General features: G+C 71.0%; 15 protein-coding genes and 1 pseudogene. 14 read left to right on the forward strand and 2 right to left on the reverse strand.

The features are described 5' to 3' along the window. Positions 1-107: 107 nt before the first annotated feature. Both betA and E4N62_RS42030 read left to right on the forward strand, forming a co-directional pair. Positions 108-1778, forward strand: a complete 1671-nt coding sequence (gene betA, locus E4N62_RS42025; protein ID WP_230223331.1) for a choline dehydrogenase — start codon at positions 108-110, stop codon at positions 1776-1778. Between the two features lie 3 nt (positions 1779-1781). Beyond that, positions 1782-2618, forward strand: a complete 837-nt coding sequence (locus E4N62_RS42030; protein WP_230223333.1) for a 5,10-methylenetetrahydrofolate reductase — start codon at positions 1782-1784, stop codon at positions 2616-2618. 80 nt (positions 2619-2698) lie between these two features. Here the strand turns inward: E4N62_RS42030 and purU are convergent, their stop codons facing one another. Further along, entirely contained in the window at positions 2699-3574 is an 876-nt protein-coding gene (gene purU / locus E4N62_RS42035) for a formyltetrahydrofolate deformylase (protein WP_184902962.1), read from the reverse strand. A 223-nt stretch (positions 3575-3797) separates the two neighbouring features. Here purU and E4N62_RS42040 point away from each other — a divergent pair, with 223 nt between their 5' ends. The 10 genes and pseudogenes from E4N62_RS42040 to folP all read left to right on the forward strand — a co-directional run bounded on the left by E4N62_RS42040 (position 3798) and on the right by folP (position 19148). Next, the gene (locus E4N62_RS42040; RefSeq protein WP_230223336.1) at positions 3798-5267 is read left to right on the forward strand and encodes an aldehyde dehydrogenase family protein; all 1470 of its coding nucleotides are present in this window, start codon (positions 3798-3800) and stop codon (positions 5265-5267) included. Positions 5268-5287: 20 nt separating this feature from the next. Continuing rightward, the gene (locus E4N62_RS42045; protein ID WP_230223337.1) at positions 5288-6376 is read left to right on the forward strand and encodes a glycine betaine/L-proline ABC transporter ATP-binding protein; all 1089 of its coding nucleotides are present in this window, start codon (positions 5288-5290) and stop codon (positions 6374-6376) included. After that, a pseudogene (locus tag E4N62_RS42050) lies at positions 6373-8390 on the forward strand (ABC transporter permease). Before E4N62_RS42045 ends, E4N62_RS42050 begins: the two are co-directional and overlap by 4 nt. Positions 8391-8402: 12 nt before the next feature. Further along, entirely contained in the window at positions 8403-9380 is a 978-nt protein-coding gene (locus E4N62_RS42055; RefSeq protein ID WP_230223339.1) for an ABC transporter substrate-binding protein, read from the forward strand. 236 nt (positions 9381-9616) lie between these two features. Further along, on the forward strand, positions 9617-12055 hold the full coding sequence (locus tag E4N62_RS42060) for an FAD-dependent oxidoreductase (RefSeq protein WP_230223341.1): 2439 nt from the start codon (positions 9617-9619) through the stop codon (positions 12053-12055). 37 nt (positions 12056-12092) lie between these two features. Beyond that, positions 12093-12953, forward strand: a complete 861-nt coding sequence (locus E4N62_RS42065; RefSeq protein WP_230223343.1) for a bifunctional methylenetetrahydrofolate dehydrogenase/methenyltetrahydrofolate cyclohydrolase — start codon at positions 12093-12095, stop codon at positions 12951-12953. 58 nt (positions 12954-13011) lie between these two features. Then, positions 13012-14244 carry a sarcosine oxidase subunit beta family protein gene (locus tag E4N62_RS42070; RefSeq protein ID WP_230223345.1) on the forward strand — a complete coding sequence of 411 codons (1233 nt, stop codon included), beginning with the start codon at positions 13012-13014 and terminating at the stop codon, positions 14242-14244. 11 nt (positions 14245-14255) lie between these two features. Next, entirely contained in the window at positions 14256-17537 is a 3282-nt protein-coding gene (locus tag E4N62_RS42075; protein WP_230223347.1) for a sarcosine oxidase subunit delta family protein, read from the forward strand. Continuing rightward, positions 17530-18132 carry a sarcosine oxidase subunit gamma gene (locus E4N62_RS42080; protein WP_230223349.1) on the forward strand — a complete coding sequence of 201 codons (603 nt, stop codon included), beginning with the start codon at positions 17530-17532 and terminating at the stop codon, positions 18130-18132. The genes E4N62_RS42075 and E4N62_RS42080 overlap by 8 nt, the downstream gene beginning before the upstream one ends. 167 nt (positions 18133-18299) lie before the next feature. After that, complete coding sequence (folP, locus tag E4N62_RS42085) at positions 18300-19148, forward strand: dihydropteroate synthase (RefSeq protein WP_230223407.1); 849 nt, start codon at positions 18300-18302, stop codon at positions 19146-19148. Here folP and E4N62_RS42090 read toward each other — a convergent pair. Next, positions 19136-19933 (reverse strand): IclR family transcriptional regulator, encoded by a 798-nt coding sequence (locus E4N62_RS42090; protein ID WP_230223350.1) that lies wholly within the window; start codon positions 19931-19933, stop codon positions 19136-19138. The two genes, folP and E4N62_RS42090, sit on opposite strands and share 13 nt — an antisense overlap. A gap of 323 nt (positions 19934-20256) precedes the next feature. On the opposite strand from E4N62_RS42090, the gene E4N62_RS42095 reads away from it, so the two are divergent. Both E4N62_RS42095 and E4N62_RS42100 read left to right on the forward strand, forming a co-directional pair. Then, a complete protein-coding gene (locus E4N62_RS42095) occupies positions 20257-21342 on the forward strand; it encodes an S-(hydroxymethyl)mycothiol dehydrogenase (protein WP_184902983.1) in 1086 nt (361 codons plus the stop codon). Beyond that, positions 21339-21971, forward strand: a complete 633-nt coding sequence (locus tag E4N62_RS42100) for an MBL fold metallo-hydrolase (RefSeq protein WP_230223352.1) — start codon at positions 21339-21341, stop codon at positions 21969-21971. Before E4N62_RS42095 ends, E4N62_RS42100 begins: the two co-directional genes overlap by 4 nt. The last annotated feature ends 5 nt before the right edge of the window (positions 21972-21976 follow it).

The raw sequence follows: 21976 nt of genomic DNA on the forward strand, positions 1-21976 counted from the left end.
CGGCGCGAAATGAAGCTCCAGAGGTTGCGCGGTTCGCAACCTGGTGCGTATCGCGCTACCGGTCTAGCATGCCTCGCAAATCTACGGCGCGAGCGAGACGAGGCACCATGGCTCCTGTGCAGTACGACTTCGTCATCGTCGGTGGTGGTTCCGCGGGCAGCGCACTGGCGAACAGGCTGTCCGCCGACCCGGCGAACCGAGTCCTGGTCCTGGAAGCGGGCCGGACGGACTTCCCGTGGGACGTCTTCATCCACATGCCCGCGGCGCTGACCTACCCGATCGGCAGCCGCTTCTACGACTGGAAGTACGAGTCCGAGCCCGAGCCCCACATGGACGGCCGGCGCGTCTACCACGCGCGCGGCAAGGTGCTGGGTGGCTCCAGCAGCATCAACGGCATGATCTTCCAGCGCGGCAACCCCATGGACTATGAGCGCTGGGCGGCCGACCCGGGCATGGAGACCTGGGACTACGCGCACTGTCTGCCGTACTTCCGGCGCATGGAGAACTGTCTCGCGGCCGGCCCGGACGGCGAGTTCCGCGGGCACGACGGCCCCCTCGTCCTGGAGCGCGGCCCGGCGGACAACCCGCTCTTCGGTGCCTTCCTCAAGGCCACCGAGGAGGCGGGCTACGCCCCGACCGACGACGTCAACGGCTACCGGCAGGAAGGTTTCGCCAAGTTCGACCGGAATGTCCACCGCGGCCGCCGGCTCTCGGCCTCCAAGGCGTACCTGAAGCCCGTCCGCAAGCGCCCCAACCTGACCGTCACCACCCGCGCCCTCGTCACCCGTGTCCTCTTCGAGGGCAAGAAGGCCGTCGGCGTCGAGTACCAGCGCGGCAAGGGCGCCCCGAAGCGGGTCCGCGCCAAGGAGGTCATCCTCTGCGGCGGCGCGATCAACTCCCCGCAGCTGCTCCAGCTCTCCGGCGTGGGCAACGCGGAGGAACTGCGGGCGCTGGGCATCGACGTCGTACACGATCTCCCGGGTGTCGGCGAGAACATGCAGGACCACCTGGAGGTCTACATCCAGTACGCCTGCAAGCAACCCGTCTCCATGCAGCCGTACCTGGCGAAATGGCGTGCGCCCTTCATCGGGCTCCAGTGGCTCTTCCGCAAGGGCCCGGCCGCCACCAACCACTTCGAGGCCGGCGGATTCGCCCGCAGCAACGAGGACGTCGACTACCCCAACCTGATGTTCCACTTCCTGCCGATCGCGGTCCGTTACGACGGCTCGGTGCCGGCGGGCGGTCACGGCTACCAGGTGCACGTCGGGCCCATGTACTCGGACGCCATCGGCTCGGTGAAGATCAAGAGCAAGGATCCGCGACAGCACCCCGCGCTGCGCTTCAACTACCTCTCCACCGAGCAGGACCGCCGCGAGTGGGTCGAGGCGATCCGGGTGGCCCGCAAGCTCCTCAACCAGCCCGCGCTCGCCCCCTACAACGACGGGGAGGTCTCGCCCGGACCGTCCGTCGAGTCGGACGAGGAGATCCTCGCCTGGGTCGCCAAGGACGGCGAGACAGCCCTGCACCCGTCCTGCACCTGCAAGATGGGCACCGACGAGATGTCCGTCGTGGACCCCACCAGCATGCGCGTGCACGGCGTGGAGGGTCTGCGCGTGGTGGACGCCTCCGTCATGCCCTACGTCACCAACGGCAACATCTACGCACCGGTGATGATGATCGCCGAGAAGGCCGCCGACCTGATCCTCGGCAAGGAGCCGCTGGCGCCCTCGAAGGCCGCGTACTACCGCCACCGCGACGTCCACAAGCAGGCGGAGTAGACGTTGGGCGCCGGGGGGCTGCGCACCCTGCTGAAGACGGTGCGCTACGAGGTGCTGCCCGCGAAGGCCACCGAGGAGAAGGTCCTCGCCCATGTCCCGCGCGACGTCGTCGTCACCGTGACGGCCTCGCCGGTCAAGGGCCTGGAACCCACCCTCGACCTCGCGGGCCGGCTCGCCGCGCACGGCTACCGGGTCGTCCCGCACGTCCCCGCCCGGCTCCTGCGGGACGACCTGCACCTGAAGGAGGTCGCGGGCCGGCTGCGCGAGGCGGGCGTGGACGACGTGTTCGTGCCCGCGGGCGACGCCGACCCGCCGGCCGGGCCCTACGGCGGGGCGCTGCCGGTGCTGCGCCGGTTGAGCGAGCTGGGCGGGCCGTTCAGCCATGTCGGCGTCACCGGCTATCCCGAGAGCCATCCGCTCATCCACGACGACATCACCGTCCAGGCGATGTGGGACAAGCGCGAGCACGCCACGTACATCGTGAGCAACCTCTGCTTCGACCCGCGGGTGCTCGGCGACTGGCTCGTCCGCGTACGGCGCCGGGAGGTGACCCTGCCGGTCCATGTGGGCGTCGCCGGGCCCGTGCAGCGCGCGAAGCTGCTGGCGATGGCGACGAAGATCGGTGTGGGGGAGTCCACCCGCTTCCTCACCCAGCACGCGTCGTGGTTCGTGCGCTTCGCCGCGCCCGGCGGCTACTCGCCCGAGAAGCTGCTCACGCGCGCGGAGAACGCCCTCACCGACCACGCCTCCGGGGTGGCGGGCCTGCACCTGTTCACCTTCAACCAGATCGCGGAGACGGAGAGGTGGCGGCGGTCCCTGCTGGACCGGCTGGACGCCTGAGCGCGCACCACCGAGGACGGAACGCCGAACGCCGGACGGGCTCTCAACCCGTCCGGCGTTCGTATACGGAGGCGGACCGCTCAGCGGAAGACGACCGTGCGGTTGCCCTCGACCATCACCCGGCTCTCGCTGTGCCACTTCACCGCGTGCGCGAGCACCTGGGCCTCCACGTCCCGCCCGACCGTGACCAGCGCACCGGGGTCCAGCGAGTGGTCCACCCGGACCACGTCCTGCTCGATGATCTGGCCCTCGTCCAGGTCCGACGTCACATAGTGCGCCGTCGCGCCGACGAGCTTCACACCGCGGTCGTAGGCCTGGTCGTAGGGGCGCGCGCCCTTGAAGCTGGGGAGGAAGGAGTGGTGGATGTTGATGGCTCGGCCCTCCAGCTCCTTGCAGAGGTCGTCGGAGAGGATCTGCATGTAGCGGGCCAGGACGACCAGGTCGATGTCCAGGTCACGGACGAGTTCGAGGAGTCGTGCCTCGGCCTCGGGCTTGGTGTCCCGGGTCACCGGCACGTGGTGGAAGGGGATGTCGTACGTCTCCGCGAGCTTCTCGAACTCCCGGTGGTTGGAGACGATCGCGGGGATCTCGATGTTGAGCGCGCCCGCCCGTTGGCGGAAGAGCAGGTCGTTCAGACAGTGCCCGAACTTGGACACCATGATCAGGGTCCGGGTCGGCGTGGAGGCGTCGCTGAGGGACCAGGAGATGCCGTAGGCCTGGGCGACGGGACCGAACCGGTACCGCAGGCCCTCCAGGTCGACGTTCGGGTCGGAGACGTCGAAGTGGACCCGCATGAAGAAGCGGCCCTGAAGTCGGTCGTCGAACTGCTGGCTTTCCAGGATGTTTCCGGAGTTCCTGACGAGATAGCCGCTCACGGCATGGACCAGCCCGGCACTGTCGGGGCAGGAAAGGGTCAGGACGAACTCACGGCCAGGTTGCGGTCGGGGGAACCTCATGGACACGGCGGCCTCCGTCGGTGCGTATTGCACAACATGGTGAGCGATACGCAACATGGTCGGGTCGCCGTGGCTTGCGGTCAAGGGTGGGTGGGTAAGTAGCAGCATGGCTAAATCGTCACCGGTCAACATCTTGACGTCCGTCTGACCAGCGGCCAGGGTGTTCCATCACAAGCAATCGGGTGCACGATGCGCAACGAATTTCGGTCGGAAGGCTCGGCGCGTGGCAGACCTGTACGTGAATGGCGAATGGCGGGCTCCGGTGGCCGGCGGGCACCGGGAGATCCGATGTCCCGCTGACGGCACGCTCACGGTGACCGTCTCGGAAGGGACGCGCCCCGACACCGAGGCGGCGATCGCCGCGGCCCGGGATGCCTTCGACACCGGCCCCTGGCCGGGCACCCCTGAGCGGGAGCGCGGCGCACTGCTGCTGCGCACCGCCGACATCATCGAGCGCGACACCAAGAGCTTCGCCCGCGCCGAGTCGCTCGACACCGGCAAGCGGGTGGTGGAGAGCGAGTACGACATCGCCGATGTCGTCTCCTGCTTCCGCTACTACGGCGGACTCGCCGGCACCGACGCCGGCCGGGTGATCGACACCGGCCGCGACGACGCCGTCAGCCGGGTCGTCTACGAGCCGGTCGGGGTGTGCGCACTGATCACCCCCTGGAACTACCCTCTCCTGCAAGCCAGTTGGAAGGTCGCCCCGGCGCTCCTGGCCGGCAACACGATCGTCCTCAAGCCCAGCGAGCTCACCCCCTCCACCTCCATCCTGCTGATGCGGGCGCTGGAGGAGGCCGGGCTGCCGGCCGGCGCCGCCAACCTGGTGCTGGGCGCCGGACCCGAGGTGGGCGCCCCGCTCGCCGAGGACCCCCGCGTCGACCTGGTCTCCTTCACCGGCGGCCTGGACACCGGCAGACGGATCATGGCCACCGCCGCCGCGACCGTGAAGAAGGTCGCGCTGGAACTGGGCGGCAAGAACCCCAATGTCGTCTTCGCCGACGCCGACTTCGAGACGGCCGTGGACTTCGCCCTCACGGCCGTCTTCCTGCACTCCGGCCAGGTCTGCTCGGCCGGCGCCCGGCTGATCGTCGAGGACTCCCTGCACGACCGCTTCGTCGACGAAGTGGTCCGCCGCGCCGGGCTCATCCGGCTCGGCGGCCCCTACGACGCCGAGGCCGAGACCGGGGCGCTGATCTCCGCACAGCACCGGGAGAAGGTCGAGGCCTATGTCGCCTCGGGCCTCGCCGAGGGCGCCGTGCTGCGCTGCGGCGGAGCCCGGCCCGAGGACCCCGCACTGGCGGACGGCCACTACTACCTGCCCACCGTCCTCGACGAGTGCAGGCAGGACATGCGCGTGGTGCACGAGGAGTCCTTCGGACCCGTGCTCACCGTGGAGCGCTTCACCGACGAGGACGACGCCGTACGCATCGCCAACGACACCGAGTACGGGCTGGCCGGGGCAGTGTGGACCGAGGACGCCGGCAAGGCCCAGCGGGTCGCCCGGCGGCTGCGCCACGGGACCGTGTGGATCAACGACTACCACCCCTATGTGCCGCAAGCGGAATGGGGCGGTTTCGGGCATTCGGGTGTGGGCCGGGAGCTGGGACCGACCGGCCTGAACGAGTACCGAGAGCCCAAACACATCTGGCAGAACATCCAACCCCGGCCGCAGCGCTGGTTCAGCGGCTGAACGCCGAAAGAAGGTCGAACATGACCACCCAGACCGAGGTGCCGCAGCGGCGCGGCACGCCTCAGGACTCGGGTCCCACCCCGGTCATCTCCGTGCGCAGGCTGTGGAAGGTGTTCGGGCCGAAGGCCGACCGGGTGCCGGAGTCCGAGGAACTGTGCGGGCTCTCCCGCCGCGAACTGATGGACCGCACCGGCTGCACCGCCGCCGTGCGCGACGTGAACTTCGACGTCTCGCCCGGCGAGGTCTTCGTCGTCATGGGCCTGTCCGGCTCCGGCAAGTCGACCCTGGTGCGATGTCTGACCCGGCTGATCGAACCCACCGCGGGCGAGGTCGTCTTCGAGGGCGAGGACATCCGCCAGGCCGACGACAGGCGCCTGCGTGAGCTGCGCCGCCGCAAGTTCTCCATGGTCTTCCAGCACTTCGGGCTGCTGCCCCACCGCCGGGTCGTCGACAATGTGGCCTTCGGGCTGGAGATCCGCGGCATGGGCAGGTCCGAGCGCGTCAAGCGGGCCCAGGAGGTCGTCGAGCTGGTCGGTCTCGCCGGTTACGAGAAGTCCTACCCCGACCAGCTCTCCGGCGGTATGCAGCAGCGGGTCGGACTGGCCCGCGCGCTGGCCGGCGACCCGGACGTGCTCTTCTTCGACGAGCCGTTCTCGGCGCTCGACCCGATGATCCGCCGCGACATGCAGAACGAGGTCATCCGGCTGCACCACGAGGTCGGCAAGACGATGGTCTTCATCACCCACGACCTCTCCGAGGCCCTCAAGCTGGGCGACCGCATCCTGATCATGCGGGACGGCAAGATGGTCCAGTGCGGCACCGGCGACGAACTGGTCGGCGCCCCGGCCGACGACTACGTGCGCGAGTTCGTCAAGGACGTACCGCGCGGCGACGTGCTCACCCTGCGCTGGATCATGCGGCCGCCGGCGGACGGCGACGCCCTGGACGGCCCCGAGTTGGGCCCGGACGTCGTGGTCAAGGAGGCCACCCGGGCGGTGCTCGCCGCCGACAAGCCGGTCAAGGTCGTCGAGAACGGCAAGCTGCTCGGCATCGTCGGTGACGAGGAGATCCTCGCCGTGGTCGCCGGGCAGGAAGGCGGCGCGAGATGACCGTCGTCGTGGAGAAGACCGAGCCGCCCGGCGGGCCGGAGAAGACCCGGCCCGCCGAGGAGCCCGCCCGGCCCCGGAACCCCGCCGCGTCAGCCGGTCCATGGTGATCGGCGCGATCCTGCTCGTCTGGCTGGTGCTCTTCGTCGTCCTGCGCGGCAAGCAGACCCTCGCCCTCGCGGCGGCGGACCTGACCGATCTGCACCGGTGGTTCAACGACGTCAACGACTCCGTCGGCGCGAACCGCAACTCCAACCCCCTGTTCCTGTACTTCTTCAACGAGATCCGCCTGGTCGTCGACACCCTGGTGACCTTCGTGCAGGAGCTGATCTCGCAGCCCTCCGCCGACCGCCCCCTGCCGCAGATCGGCTGGCTCGGCGTCGTCGGTATCGCGGGCTACGTCTCCTGGGCGTTCGGTAACTGGCGGGTCGCGCTGCTGGCGGTGGCCGGCTTCACCTTCCTCGGCCTCCAGGGCCTGTGGCAGGAGAGCATGGACACCCTGGCGCTCACCGTCTCCGCGGTGTGCGTGGCGCTGCTGTTCGCGATCCCGCTCGGTGTGTGGGCGGGGCTGTCCGACCGGGTCAACCGGATCATCACGCCCCTGCTGGACTTCATGCAGACGATGCCGACCTTCGTCTACCTGGCCCCGCTGACCCTCTTCTTCCTCATCGGCGGAGCCTCCGCCACCATCGCCACCGTGATCTACGCGGCACCGCCCGCGATCCGCATCACCGCGCACGCCATCCGGACCGTGCCGGAGACGACTGTGGAGGCCGCCGACTCCCTCGGGGCGACGCGCGGGCAGGCCCTGCTGAAGGTGCTGCTGCCCATGTCCAAGCGGACCGTGGTGATGGGCGTCAACCAGACCATCATGGCCGCCCTGGCCATGGTGACCATCGCGGCCCTGATCGACGCCCCCGGCCTCGGCAAGACCGTCGTCCAGGCGCTCACGTCGCTCGACGTGGGCACGGCCTTCAACGCGGGCCTGTCCATCGTCGTCCTGGCGATCGTCCTCGACCGGGTCACGACCGCGGCCAGCACCCGCGAGGAGGAGGCCCGGCGCTCGAAGAACCGGTTCCTCGCCTGGCGGCGGCCGCTGCTCGGCGCGGGCGCGGTGGTCACGGCCGTCCTGGTCTTCATGTCGCACACCTATGTGTGGGCGGCGGAGTTCCCCGGCGAGGGCGGTGTCGGCAGCTCCATCGCGCGCGTGGCCGACACCGCGACGACCTGGGTGCAGGACAACCTCTCGGGCGTCACCAACGCCGTCCGGGACGTCATCACCAACGGACTGCTCAACCCGTTCCAGTCGCTGCTGACCGACTCCCCGTGGTGGCTCGTCGGCGCCGTGCTGATCGCGCTCGGTGTCGTCCTCGGCGGCCGGCGGGCCGGTATCACCACGGCCGTGTGCGTGGGGCTGCTGGTCGCCACCGGGGTGTGGTCCGACAGCATGACGACGCTGGCGTCGACCGTGGTCGCCACCGTCCTGGTGATGCTGCTCGGCGTCGTCTTCGGCGTGTGGATGGGCCGCAGCCGGCTGGTGGACCGGATGCTGCGGCCGAGCCTGGACGCGGCACAGGTCATGCCGCCGTTCGTCTATCTGGTGCCGTTCCTCGCGCTGTTCGGCGCGACCCGTTTCACGGCGATCGTCGCCGCGATCGTCTACGCGGCCCCCGTCGCGATGAAGATCATCGCGGACGGGGTGCGGAACGTGCCCGCGACGACCGTGGAGGCGGCCACCTCCGCCGGGTGCAACACCTGGCAGATCATCACCAAGGTCCAACTGCCGATGGCACGCGGCGCCCTGACTCTCGCCACGAACCAGGGTCTGATCTACGTGCTGTCGATGGTTGTGGTGGGCGGCCTGGTAGGTGCCGGCGCCCTCGGCTACGACGTCGTGGCCGGTTTCTCGCAGGGCCAACTGTTCGGGAAGGGGCTCGCCGCAGGGCTCGCCATCGTCCTTCTCGGAGTCATGTTCGACCGCATCACTCAGGCCGCGGCGCGGCGAACCAGCGCATAAGGAGCACTGACCATGGCAAGGCAAGCAAGACGATGGAGAGCCGGCGCGGCCGGTATCGCGATCCTCGGTCTCACCCTCACCGCCTGCGGCGGTGCGAAGGTCGGTGACGAGTCCTCGGAGGCGGGCGGCTCGGGCAGCTCCGCCAAGTGCGGCACGTTCAACCTCGCGGTCAACCCGTGGGTGGGCTACGAGGCCAACGCGGCGGTCATCGCCTACGTGGCGGAGAACGACCTCGGCTGCAAGGTCACCAAGAAGGACCTGAAGGAGGAGATCGCCTGGCAGGGCTTCGGGACCGGTGAGGTGGACGCGGTCGTCGAGAACTGGGGCCACGACGATCTGAAGAAGAAGTACATCACCGACCAGAAGACCGCCGTGGACGCCGGTGCGACCGGCAACGAGGGCCTGATCGGCTGGTACGTGCCGCCGTGGCTGGCCAAGGCGCACCCGGACATCACGAACTGGGAGAACCTCAACAAGTACGCGGCCAAGTTCAAGACGTCCGAGTCCGGCGGCAAGGGCCAGCTCCTCGACGGCGACCCGTCCTTCGTCACCAACGACGAGGCCCTGGTGAAGAACCTCGACCTGGACTACAAGGTGGTGTACGCGGGCAGCGAGACCGCCCTCATCCAGACCTTCCGCAAGGCGGAGAAGAACAAGGAATGGGTGATCGGCTACTTCTACGAGCCCCAGTGGTTCATGTCCGAGGTGCCGCTGGTGAAGATCAAGCTGCCCGACTACAAGGCGGGTTGTGACGCCGACGCCGAGAAGGTCGACTGCGACTACCCCGTCTACACACTGGACAAGATCGTCAGCAAGAAGTTCGCCGAGTCGGGCAGCCCGGCCTATGGCCTGGTGAAGAACTTCAGCTGGACCAACGACGACCAGAACGTCGTGGCCAAGTACATCGCGGTGGACAAGATGACCCCCGAGGCCGCGGCGAAGAAGTGGGTCGAGGACAACCGCGTCAAGGTGGACGCCTGGCTCAAGTAGGGGTGCGGACCGGACGCGGGAATCCGGTCGGACCATGCCCGGTGGGCGGCGCGCGCGGAATGCGTGCCGCCCACCGGGCATCGCCGTGTCCGGGCCCTTTCCGCCCCTGTATTCCGAGGTCCCGGGACCCTTGACACCCACCTGCGCGGAAGGCACATTGAGTTGCGCAACCTGAATCGCGTTGCGTAAACAGCAACTCGATCGGCTCGACCGGTCAACAAGGCGGAGGTGCGGCGATGGCGGGACCCCGAGTGGTCATCATCGGAGCGGGAGTCGTGGGAGCGGCTCTCGCGGACGAGATCTCCGCGCGAGGCTGGACCGAGGTGACCGTGGTCGACCAGGGCCCGCTCCCCGCCACCGGGGGCTCCACCTCACACGCCCCGGGCCTGGTCTTCCAGACCAACTCCTCCAAGACGATGACCGAGCTGGCCCGGTACACCGTCGAGAAGTTCTGCTCCCTCGACGTGGACGGCAAGCCCTGTTTCCTCCAGGTCGGCGGCCTCGAAGTGGCCACCACCCCCGAGCGCCTGACCGAACTGCGCCGCCGCCACGGCTGGATCACCGCCTGGGGCATCGAGGCCCGCCTGCTCACCGCCGACGAATGCCTCGAACAGCACCCGCTGGTCAACCCCGACAAGGTCCTCGGCGGCCTCCTGGTCCCCACCGACGGCCTCGCCAAGGCGGTCCTCGCGGTCGAGGCACAGATCCGCCGGGCCACCGAGCGCGGCGTGACCTTCCTGGCCCGCCACGAGGTTCTCGACGTCCTGAAGGCCGACGGCGAGGTCACCGGGGTCCTCACCGACCAGGGCGAGATCCCCGCCGACATCGTCGTGTGCTGCGCCGGCATCTGGGGCCCGAAGATCGCCCGCATGGCCGGGATGAACCTCCCGCTGACCCCGCTCGCCCACCAGCTCGCCTGGACCGGCCCGATCCCGGCCCTCGCCGGTCAGACCGAGGAGGCGATCCGGCCGATCCTGCGCCACCAGGACGCCGACCTCTACTACCGCGACCGCTTCGACGGCATCGGCATCGGCTACTACGGCCACCGCCCGATGCCCATCACCGCCGACGAGATCCTCTCCGTGGACGAGGCCGACACCATGCCGTCGGTCCTGAAGTTCACCGAGGACGACTTCGCCGACGCCTGGACCGAGACCCAGTCGCTGCTCCCCTCCACCAAGGAGGCGGACATCGAGGAGGGCATCAACGGTCTGTTCTCCTTCACCACCGACAACTTCCCGCTGCTCGGCGAGTCCCCGGACGTCAAGGGCTTCTGGGTCGCCGAGGCGGTCTGGGTCACCCACTCCGCCGGCGTCGGCCGGGCCATGGCCGAATGGCTGGTCGACGGCCACTGCTCCTCGTTCGACCTGCACGAGTGCGACGTCAACCGCTTCGAGCCGCATCAGCTCTCCCCGGAGTACGTCCTGGCCCGCGACTGCCAGAACTTCGTCGAGGTCTACGACATCCTCCACCCCCTCCAGCCGTCCGGGGACCCGCGCCCGATCCGCACCAGCCCCTTCCACGCCCGGCAGAAGGAGCACGGCGCCTTCTTCCTGGAGGCGAACGGCTGGGAGCGCCCGCAGTGGTACGAGGCCAACGCCGGCCTGGTCGAGGGCCGTTCCATTCCCACCCCGGGCGACTGGGCCGCGCAGTACTGGTCCCCGATCGTCGGCGCCGAGGCCCAGGCCACCCGCGAGACCGTCGCGATGTACGACATGACGGCCCTCAAGCGCCTGGAGGTGAGCGGCCCCGGCGCCGCCGACCTCCTGGAGCGCCTGTGCACCGGCAAGGTCGCCAAGTCCGTAGGCTCGGTCACCTACACCCTCTTCCTCGACCACGACGGCGGCATCCGCAGCGACGTCACCGTCGCCCGGCTCGCCCGCGACACCTTCCAGATCGGCGCCAACGGCAACCTCGACCTGGACTGGATCACCCGCCACCTCCCCGCCGACGGCACGGTCCAGGTCCGTGACATCACCCCCGGCACCTGCTGCGTCGGCCTGTGGGGCCCGCTGGCCCGCAAGGTCCTCCAGCCCCTCACCGACGCGGACTTCAGCAACGACGGACTGAAGTTCTTCCGCGCCAAGCAGGCGTACATCGGCTCGGTGCCCGTCACCGCGATGCGCCTGAGCTACGTCGGCGAACTCGGCTGGGAGATCTACACCACCGCCGACCAGGGCCAGAAGCTCTGGGACACCCTGTGGGAGGCGGCCAAGCCGCTCGGCGGCGTCATCGCCGGCCGCGGCGCCTTCAACAGCCTCCGTCTGGAGAAGGGCTACCGCTCCTTCGGCACCGACATGACCTACGAGCACGACCCCTACGAGGCCGGCGTCGGCTTCGCCGTCAAGCTCGACAAGGACGACTTCATCGGCAAGGACGCGCTGCTGCGCCGCAAGGAGAACGTCCGGCGCAAGCTGACCTGCCTCGTCATCGACGACCCCCGGTCGGTCGTCATGGGCAAGGAACCCGTCCTCGACGGGGACCGGACGGTCGGCTATGTCACCAGCGCCGCCTACGGCTACACCATCGGCAAGGGCATCGCCTACGCCTGGCTCCCCACGGAACTCAACGAACCCGGGACCGTGCTGCACATCGGCTACTTCGACCAGCGCGTCGAGGCCGTCGTCACCGAGGAGCCCCTGTTCGACCCCACCATGTCCCGCCTCCGTGGCTGACCCCCGGCCACGACCGCAGAGGGAAGGAACACCGCCGGTGAACGCACAGCTGCTCGACGGCAAGGCGACCGCCGCCGACATCCGCCGCGAACTCACGGAGCGCGTGGCCAAGTTGACCGCCATCGGCGGCCGTCCGCCGGGCCTCGGCACCGTCCTGGTCGGCGAGGACCCCGGCAGCCACGCCTACGTCGCCGGCAAGCACCGTGACTGCGCCCAGGTCGGCATCGCCTCCCTCCGCCGCGACCTGCCCGCCGACGCCTCCCAGGAGCAGGTCGAGGACGTCATCGACGAGCTGAACGCCGACCCGGCCTGCACCGGCTACATCGTCCAGCTCCCGCTGCCCCGCCACCTCGACGCGAACGCCGTGCTGGAACGCATGGACCCGGCCAAGGACGCCGACGGCCTGCACCCGGTCAACCTGGGCCGGCTCACCCTCGGCGTCGACGCCCCGCTGCCCTGCACCCCGCGTGGCATCGTCGAACTCCTGCGCCGCCACGACGTCCCGCTCGCCGGCGCCCGCGTCTGCGTGGTCGGCCGGGGCATCACGGTCGGCCGTCCCATCGGCCTGCTGCTCACCCGCCGCTCCGAGAACGCCACCGTCACCCTGTGCCACACCGGCACCAAGGGCCTGGCCTGGCACACCCGCGAGGCCGACATCGTCATCGCGGCGGCCGGTTCACCCGGGCTGATCACCAAGGACATGCTGCGCCCCGGCGCGGCCGTCCTGGACGTCGGCATCACCCGCACCGACCAGGGCCTGGTCGGCGACATCCACCCGGACGCCGCCCAGGTCGCCGGCTGGATCGCGCCGATGCCCGGCGGGGTGGGCCCCATGACCCGCGCGATGTTGCTGGCCAACGTCGTCGAGGCCGCCGAGAGGAACGCCACCGCCGTATGAACGCCCACGTCCCCCCGTACCCGCAGCATCCGCACCTTTCGGAAGACGGAGACGTCCGATGAGCCCCCGTACCCCAGGCGCAGACCTCCCCGAGCACCCCGACTGGCTGTGGCGTGACCCCGAGCCGAAGAAGTCGTACGACGTGGTCATCGTCGGCGGCGGCGGCCACGGCCTGGCCACCGCCCACTATCTGGCGAGGAACCACGGCATCACCAATGTCGCGGTGCTGGAGAAGGGCTGGCTCGGCGGCGGCAACATGGCCCGCAACACCACGATCATCCGCTCCAACTACCTGTGGGACGAGAGCGCCGGCATCTACGAGCACGCCCTCAAGCTCTGGGAAGGACTGGAGGAGGAGCTCGACTACCCGATCCTCTTCTCCCAGCGCGGTGTGCTGAACCTCGCGCACAGCCTCCAGGACGTCCGCGACAGCGTGCGCCGAGTGGAGGCCAACCGCCTCAACGGCGTCGACGCGGAATGGCTCGACGCCGACGGCGTCAAGGACGTCTGCCCGATCGTCAACATCTCGCAGGACGTGCGCTACCCCGTCCTCGGCGCCACGTACCAGCCGCGCGCGGGCATCGCCAAGCACGACCACGTGGCCTGGGGCCTGGCCCGCTCCGCCGACGCGGCCGGCATCGACATCATCCAGAACTGTGAGGTCACCGGCCTGGACGTGGTCGACAACCGCGTCGTCGGCGTGCAGACGACCCGGGGCCGCATCGCGGCCGGCAAGGTCGCGCTCTGCTCGGCGGGCCACACCTCGGTCCTCGCCGCCATGGCCGGCATCCGACTCCCGGTCCAGTCCCACCCGTTGCAGGCCCTGGTCTCCGAACTCCTGGAGCCGGTGCACCCCACGGTCGTGATGTCCAACGCCGTCCATGTGTACGTCAGCCAGGCGCACAAGGGCGAGCTGGTGATGGGCGCCGGCATCGACGCGTACAACTCGTACACCCAGCGCGGCGCCTTCCACATCATCGAGGAGCAGATGGCCGCGGCCCTGGAGCTCTTCCCGGTCTTCGCCCGCGCCCACGTGCTGCGCACCTGGGGCGGCATCGTCGACGTCAGCCCCGACGCCTCGCCGATCATCGGGCTCAGCCCCGTCGACAACCTCTATCTCAACTGCGGCTGGGGAACGGGCGGTTTCAAGGCCACCCCGGGCGTCGGCTGGGTCTACGCCCACACCATCGCCCACGACACCCCGCACGCCCTCAACGCCCCCTTCTCGCTCGACCGTTTCACCACCGGCGCGCTCGTCGACGAGCACGGCGCGGCCGCGGTGGCCCACTAGGGAGCCCAACCATGCTGCTCATCACCTGCCCGTGGTGCGGGCCCCGCGACGAGGCCGAGTTCCACTACGGCGGCCAGGCCCACGTGGCCTACCCCGAGACCCCCTCGGCCCTCACCGACGAGGAGTGGGCCCGCTACCTCTTCTTCCGCGACAACACCAAGGGCCCCTTCGCCGAGCGCTGGAGCCACGCGGCGGGCTGCCGCCGCTGGTTCAACGCGGTCCGCGACACCTCGACGAACGAGATCCTGTCGGTGTACCGCTCGGGCGAGGAACGCCCGGCGACCCGGGATCGGAGGCCGGCGCTCTCAGCGAGTCCGGTCTTCGAGTCGAAGCCGCTTCCGGTCACTTCTGAGCCGAGCCCGCCCCATTCAGCCCGTCCGGCGCTTGAGGACGAGGCCCTTCAGGCCGACGGGGGGTCCGGGGGCGCAGCAGCCCCCGGGGACGGGACGGTTAGGGGCGGCGGGGGCGAGACGACCCAGCCCTTCCGCCACCCCACCCGAGGCCGCGTCGACCGCGACACGACCCTCACCTTCACCTTCGACGGCACCGAGTACCAGGGCCACCGGGGCGACACCCTCGCCTCCGCCCTCCTCGCCAACGGCGTCATCCAGGCGGGCACCAGCATCAAGCTCGGCCGCCCCCGCGGCATCTTCTCCGCCGGCGTCGAGGAACCCAACGCGGTCATCCAGATCGAGGAACCCTTCCCCGAGCCGATGCTCCCCGCGACCACCGTCGAGCTCTACGGCGGCCTGGTCGCCACCAGCCTCCCCGGCCAGGGCCGCCTCGCCACCGAACCCGACCCGGCCCGCTACGACGCCGTACACGCGCACTGCGACCTGCTGGTCGTCGGCGCGGGCCCGGCCGGCCTCGCGGCGGCCGCCGCGGCGGCGAACAGCGGCGCCCGCGTCATCCTCGCCGACGACCAGCCGGAACCCGGCGGAAGCCTCCTCGGCACCGCCGAACACCTCGACTGGGTCGGCGAGACCGCCGCACTGCTCGACGCCGCCCCCGAGGTCCGCGTCCTGCGCCGCACCACCGTCTTCGGCTACTACGACGACAACCACCTCCTCGCCGTCGAGCGCCGCACCAACCACCTCGGCGGCGCCGCCCCCGGACACGTCTCCCGGGAACGCGTCTGGCGCATCCGCGCCCGCCGCGTCGTCCTCGCGACCGGCGCCCACGAACGCTCCCTGGCCTTCGCGGACAACGACCGCCCCGGTGTGATGCTGGCCTCCTCGGCCCGCACCCACGTCAACCGCCACGGCGCCCTGCCCGGCCGCCGCGCGGTCGTCCTCACCACCAACGACAGCGCCTACGAGGCGGCCCTGGACCTCGCCTCGGCGGGCCTGGCCGTCACGGCGATCGTCGACACCCGCCCCGAACCGGGGGAGTGGGCCGAACGGGCCACGGCCGCCGGCATCGAGGTCCTGGCCGGCCACGCCGTCACCGGCACCGAGGGCGAGCCCCGCCTCACGGCCGTGACCGTCGCCCCGTACGGCGAGTCCACCGGACAGCGGGAGTTCGCCGCCGACCTGCTGCTGGTCTCCGGCGGCTGGAACCCGGTGGCGCACCTGTTCAGCCAGTCGGGCGGCAAGCTCCGCCACGACGAGACGCTGGGCTCCTTCGTGCCCGACACCGGCCGCCAGGCGGTCGAGGTCGTCGGCAGCGCGAGCGGTCTCCTCGACCCGGCCGACGTCCTCGCCCAGGGCGCCGCCGCCGGTGCCCGCGCGATCGAGGCCGAGGGGTACACGGCCGAGGCACCCCGCCTCCCGGCGGTGGCCGCCCGGCCCGCCCCGACGCCGCCGATGCACGTGTATGTCGTCCCGGGCGAGTCGGACGCCCCCAAGTTCGTCGACCTCCAGCGCGACGTCACGGTGGCCGACCTCGCCCGCGCGACCGGCGCAGGCCTCCGCTCGGTGGAGCACACCAAGCGGTACACCACGGCCGGCACGGCCAACGACCAGGGCAAGACCTCCGGCGTGCTGGCGAGCGGTGCCGTCGCGGAACTGCTCGGTGTGGACGTCTCGGCGCTCGGCACGACGACCTTCCGCCCGCCGTACACCCCGGTCTCCTTCGCCGCGCTCGCGGGCCGCGACCGGGGCGTGCTCAGCGACCCGGTCCGCACGACCGCCCTGCACGAGTGGCACGTCGGGCACGGCGCGCTGTTCGAGAACGTCGGCCAGTGGAAGCGCCCCTGGTACTACCCGCAGGACGGCGAGGACATGGAGACCGCCGTGCTGCGCGAGTGCGCCGCCACCCGTGAGGGCGTGGGTTTCATGGACGCCTCCACCCTCGGCAAGATCGACGTGCAGGGCCCGGACGCCGGTGTCTTCCTCGACCTGCTCTACACCAACATGATGAGCACCCTGAAGGTCGGCATGATCCGCTACGGCGTCATGTGCCGCCCGGACGGCATGGTCTTCGACGACGGCACGGTCATCCGCGTGGCCCAGGACCGCTTCCTGGTCACCACGACGACCGGCAACGCCGCCACCGTGCTCGACTGGATGGAGGAGTGGCTCCAGACGGAGTGGCCCGAACTCAAGGTCCACTGCACATCCGTGACCGAACAGTGGGCAACGGTCGCCCTGGTCGGCCCGAGGTCCCGCGAGGTGATCGCCTCGCTCGCACCGCAACTGGCCGTCGCCAACGAGGACTTCCCGTTCATGGCCTGGCGCGAGACCACCGTCGCGGGCATCGGGGCCCGGGTCTGCCGGATCAGCTTCTCCGGTGAACTCGCCTACGAGATCAACGTCTCGCCGTGGGAGGCCCTCACCCTCTGGGAGGCGCTGTACGAGGCCGGCGCCCCGTACGGCATCACCCCCTACGGCACCGAGACCATGCACGTCCTGCGCGCCGAGAAGGGCTACCCCATCATCGGCCAGGACACCGACGGCACCGTGACCCCGCAGGACCTCGGTATGAGCTGGGTGGTCTCGAAGAAGAAGCCGGACTTCGTCGGCAAGCGGTCCTACACCCGCCCCGACACCGTCCGGCCCGACCGCAAGCACCTGGTCGGACTCCTCCCCGAGGAGCCGGGCGACTTCCTGCCCGAGGGCACCCACCTGGTCGCCGACAGCGTGCTGCCGGCCCCGCCCGTCCCGATGCTCGGCCATGTCACCTCCAGCTACCGCAGCGCCGCCCTCGGCCGGACCTTCGCGCTCGCCCTGGTCAAGGGCGGCCGGGACCGCATCGGCGAGCGGCTGTACGCCCCCGTGGGCGACCGACTGGTTCCCGTGACCGTCGCCAGCCCCGTCCTCTACGACCCCGAGGGAGCCCGCCGCGATGGCTGACACCGCCCTGACCTCCCGGCTCCGCAGCCCCCTGTCGGGGGCCGCCGACCGGCTGGCCGCCGCCACCCGCACCTCCGGGGGCACGCTCAGGTTCGCCGAACTGCCCTTCCTGACCCAGCTCGACGTACGTCTCGACGCCAAGGGGGCCGCGGCGGACGCCGTCGGCCTCGCGCTGGGCCTCCCGCTGCCGCTGGAGCCCGACACCGTCGCCCGCGCGGGGGAGTTGACCGCGCTGTGGCTCGGCCCCGACGAGTGGCTGCTCGTGGGCCCGCCGGGCGGTGCCCGCGAGCTGGAGGGCCGGATCCGGGAGGCCGTCGGAGAGGAGCACGTCTCCGTCACCGACGTCTCAGCGCAGCGCACCACGGTCCTCGTCGCGGGCGCCGCCGCCCGTGACCTGCTGGCCCACGGCTGCGCGCTGGACCTGCACCCGAGGGCCTTCGGGCCCGGCCGCTGCGCACAGACCACCCTTGCCCGCGCCCAGGTCGTCCTGGTCGCGCGGGAGGAGCCCGGCGACGGTTTCTGGGTCCTGGTCCGTTCGTCGTTCGCCGGCTATCTGGCGGACTGGCTGCTCGACGCGGCGACGGAGTACGTCTGAGCCATGCGAGTCCCTGTCAGCGCGTCGAGAGCCGGACGATCGCAGGCCGGACCGTCGAAGGCCGGCGGCCGGTGACCGTCGCGGCCCGCGCCCCCGGCACGCCCGCGCGCCCGGGCACGCCGGACCCGCAGCCGCCCGGGCTGCCGAGGCCCGGACGGACGCTGGTCATGGGCGTCGTGAACGTCACGCCCGACTCGTTCTCCGACGGCGGGCTCGCTTTCGCCGCCGAGGCGGCCCTGGCCCACGGCCGCGCCCTGCTGGAGCAGGGCGCGGACATCGTGGACGTGGGAGGGGAGTCGACCCGGCCCGGCGCGGTGCGTCCACCGGTCGAGGAGGAGTTGCGACGGGTGCTGCCCGTCGTCCGGGGCCTCGCGGCGGCGGGCGCCGTCGTCAGCGTCGACACCATGCGGGCCGAGGTCGCCGCCCGGGCGCTGGACGCGGGCGCCCGGCTGGTCAACGACGTGTCGGGGGGTCTCGCCGATCCCGCGATGCTGCCCCTGATGGCCCAGGCGGGGGTGCCGTACGTGCTGATGCACTGGCGTGGGCACTCCGCCGGGATGCAGGCGAACGCCGTCTACGGCGACGTGGTCGAGGAGGTGCTCCACGAGCTGCGGCTGAGGATCGACGCGGCTCTGGAGGCGGGCGTGCCGGCCGGTTCGCTGATCGTCGACCCCGGATTGGGCTTCGCCAAGCGGGCCGAGCACAACTGGGAGCTGCTGGGACGGTTCGGGGAGGTCCGCGCGCTGGGCCGTCCCGTCCTGGTGGGCGCGTCCCGCAAGGCGTTCCTGGGGCGGCTGTTGGCGGACCCGGCGACGGGGGAACCGCGCCCGGCGCGGGAGCGTGACGCCGCGACCACCGCCGTGTCCGTGCTCGCCGCCGCACAGGGTGCCTGGTGTCTGCGGGTGCATGACGTCGCCTCGACGCTGGACGCCGTACGGGTGACGGCCCGTTGGGGCACCGAGGCGGCGCGCGCCCCTCTGGGGGCGCCGTCCCTCGTGGGCGGTCAGCCCAGATAGCCCATCCTGCGGCTGATCTCGTCCGCGCCGCGCGTCAGCACGGGCACGAGGTCGCGGATGCGTTCCTCGGTGAAGCGATAGGCCGGGCCGGACGCGCTGAGCGCGGCGACGACCTCGCCCTCGCGGGAGCGGATCGGCGCCGCCATGGCGTGCAGTCCGATCTCCAGCTCCTCCAGCGTCACAGCGTACCCGCGCTCGCGCGCCTCGGTGAGCGCCTCCTCCAGCTCCGGCCTGGCCGTCAGCGTGTGCGGCGTCAGCTTGCGCAGTCCGGACGCCTCCAGCACCTCGGCCCGCTCCCGCTCCGGGAGGTGGGCCAGCAGGATCTTGCCGCTGGACGTGGCGTGCACGGGGGTGAGCTGGCCGACCCAGTTGTGGGTGCCGACCGCCCCCGGGCCGCGTACCTGGTGGAGGTTGACCGCGTAGTGCTCCTGGAGCACGGCGATGTTGACGGTCTCGCCGATCTCCTCGCTGAGCCGCTCGCAGACCTGCCGGCCCTGCTGGGTGATGTCGAGCCGGCCCGTGACGGCGCCGGCGAGCCGCACGATGCCGAAGCCGAGCCGGTACTTGCCCCGCTCGGCCGTCTGCTCGACCAGTCCGCGTGCCTCCAGCGCCCCGAGGAGACGGAACGCGGTCGACTTGTGGACGTCGATCTCGGCGGCGACCTCGCTGACCCCGGCCTCGCCGCGCTGGGCGAGGATCTCCAGGACGCTGACGGCACGGTCGACGGACTGCACGCCGTTCACCGCGGGAGCCGTTGTTGCGCCCTCTGCCGCATAGTTGCTCATGGTGCAACTATACGCAGTCGTCCCGGCGGTTCCGAGGGGTTCGCCGAGTGCGGCGACCTTGGCCGGAACCAGTCGCCCGCATGCTCGCACGGACCCTCCCGGTCAGGGAAGGGGGAGGCGGCGAGGGGGAGCGGACAAGTCGGCGCGACCAACCTCTTGACAGTGGGTGTCCCCAAGGAGACAGTTTGGTCGTCGTTGCTCATGGCGAAGATAGTTGCGCTATATGGAACGCGATGATCGAAGGTCCGGCCACGGTCTCCGTCCGGACCCGGTGAAGTGCCTCCCCACCCCCTCCACTCCCTTCCTCGACGAGGAGATCGACCGTGACACACGAGGTACGCGCCGTCGTCGCCCGCAAGAAGGGCGCCCCGGTCTCGGTGGAGACCGTGCTGGTGCCGGACCCCGGCCCCGGTGAGGCGCTGGTGCGGGTGCAGGCCTGCGGTGTCTGCCACACCGACCTGCACTACCGGGAGGGCGGGATCAACGACGAGTTCCCGTTCCTGCTCGGTCACGAGGCGGCGGGCGTGGTGGAGTCGGTCGGCGAGGGCGTCACCGACGTCGCCCCCGGCGACTTCGTCATCCTCAACTGGCGCGCCGTCTGCGGCACCTGCCGGGCCTGCCGCAGGGGCAGGCCCTGGTACTGCTTCGCCACCCACAACGCCACCCAGCCGATGACCCTGGCCGACGGCACCCCGCTCTCCCCGGCCCTCGGTATCGGCGCCTTCGCCGAGAAGACGCTGGTCGCCGCCGGACAGTGCACCAAGGTGGACCCGATGGCCGCGCCCGCCGCCGCCGGCCTCCTCGGCTGCGGTGTGATGGCCGGCTTCGGCGCGGCGGTCAACACCGGCGGCGTGGGACGCGGTGACTCCCTCGCGGTGATCGGCTGCGGCGGGGTGGGCATGGCCGCGATCGCGGGCGGCAAGGTCGCCGGCGCCGGCCGCATCATCGCCGTCGACGTCGACGAGCGGAAACTGAAGTGGGCCGAGCGGTTCGGCGCCACCGACACCGTCGACGCCTCCCGGACCGACGCCGTCGAGGCGATCCGCGAACTCACCGGCGGCTTCGGCGCGGATGTCGTCGTGGACGCGGTGGGCCGTCCCGAGACCTTCGAGCAGGCCTTCTACGCCCGCGACCTGGCCGGCACCGCCGTCCTCGTGGGAGTCCCCACGCCCGAGCTGAAGCTCGAACTGCCCCTCCTCGACGTCTTCGGCCGCGGTGGCGCCCTGAAGTCCTCCTGGTACGGCGACTGCCTGCCCTCCCGCGACTTCCCCGCCCTGATCGACCTCTACCTCCAGGGCCGCTTCGACCTCGGCGAGTTCGTCACCGAGACCATCGGCCTGGACGACGTCGAGGCCGCGTTCGCCAAGATGCACCACGGCGACGTCCTGCGTTCGGTGGTGGTCCTGTGACCGCCCGCGTCGAGCGCCTCGTCACTTCCGGCACCTTCGCACTGGACGGCGGCACCTGGGAGGTCGACAACAACGTCTGGCTGATCGGCGACGACGAGGAGGTGCTCGTCGTCGACGCCGCCCACGACGCGGACGTCATCTCCGCCGCAGTCGGCGACCGCCGCCTGGTCGCCATCGTGTGCACCCACGCCCACAACGACCACGTCAACGCAGCCCCGGCCCTGGCCGCCCGGCACGACGCGCCCATCCTGCTCCACCCCGCCGACACCGTCCTGTGGAAGATGGCGCACGGCGAGGAAGCTCCCGAGTTCCGCGAACTGGCCGCGGGCGAGACCCTGGGCGTCGCCGGCGTCGAGCTGACGGTGCTGCACACCCCCGGCCACTCGCCCGGCGCGGTCTGCCTCCACGCGCCCGCGCTGAACGCCCTGTTCTCCGGCGACACCCTCTTCCAGGGCGGTCCCGGCGCGACCGGGCGCTCCTTCTCGGACTTCGGCACCATCATCGCCTCCATCCGGGACCGGCTGCTGGCGCTCCCCGCCGACACCACCGTCCACACCGGTCACGGCGACACCACCACGATCGGGGCCGAGGCGCCCCACCTCGACGAGTGGATCACCCGCGGCCACTGAACCGC

It is taken from the genome of Streptomyces sp. MNU76 (assembly GCF_020982545.1).
In the GTDB taxonomy this organism is placed as follows: Bacteria; Actinomycetota; Actinomycetes; order Streptomycetales; family Streptomycetaceae; genus Streptomyces.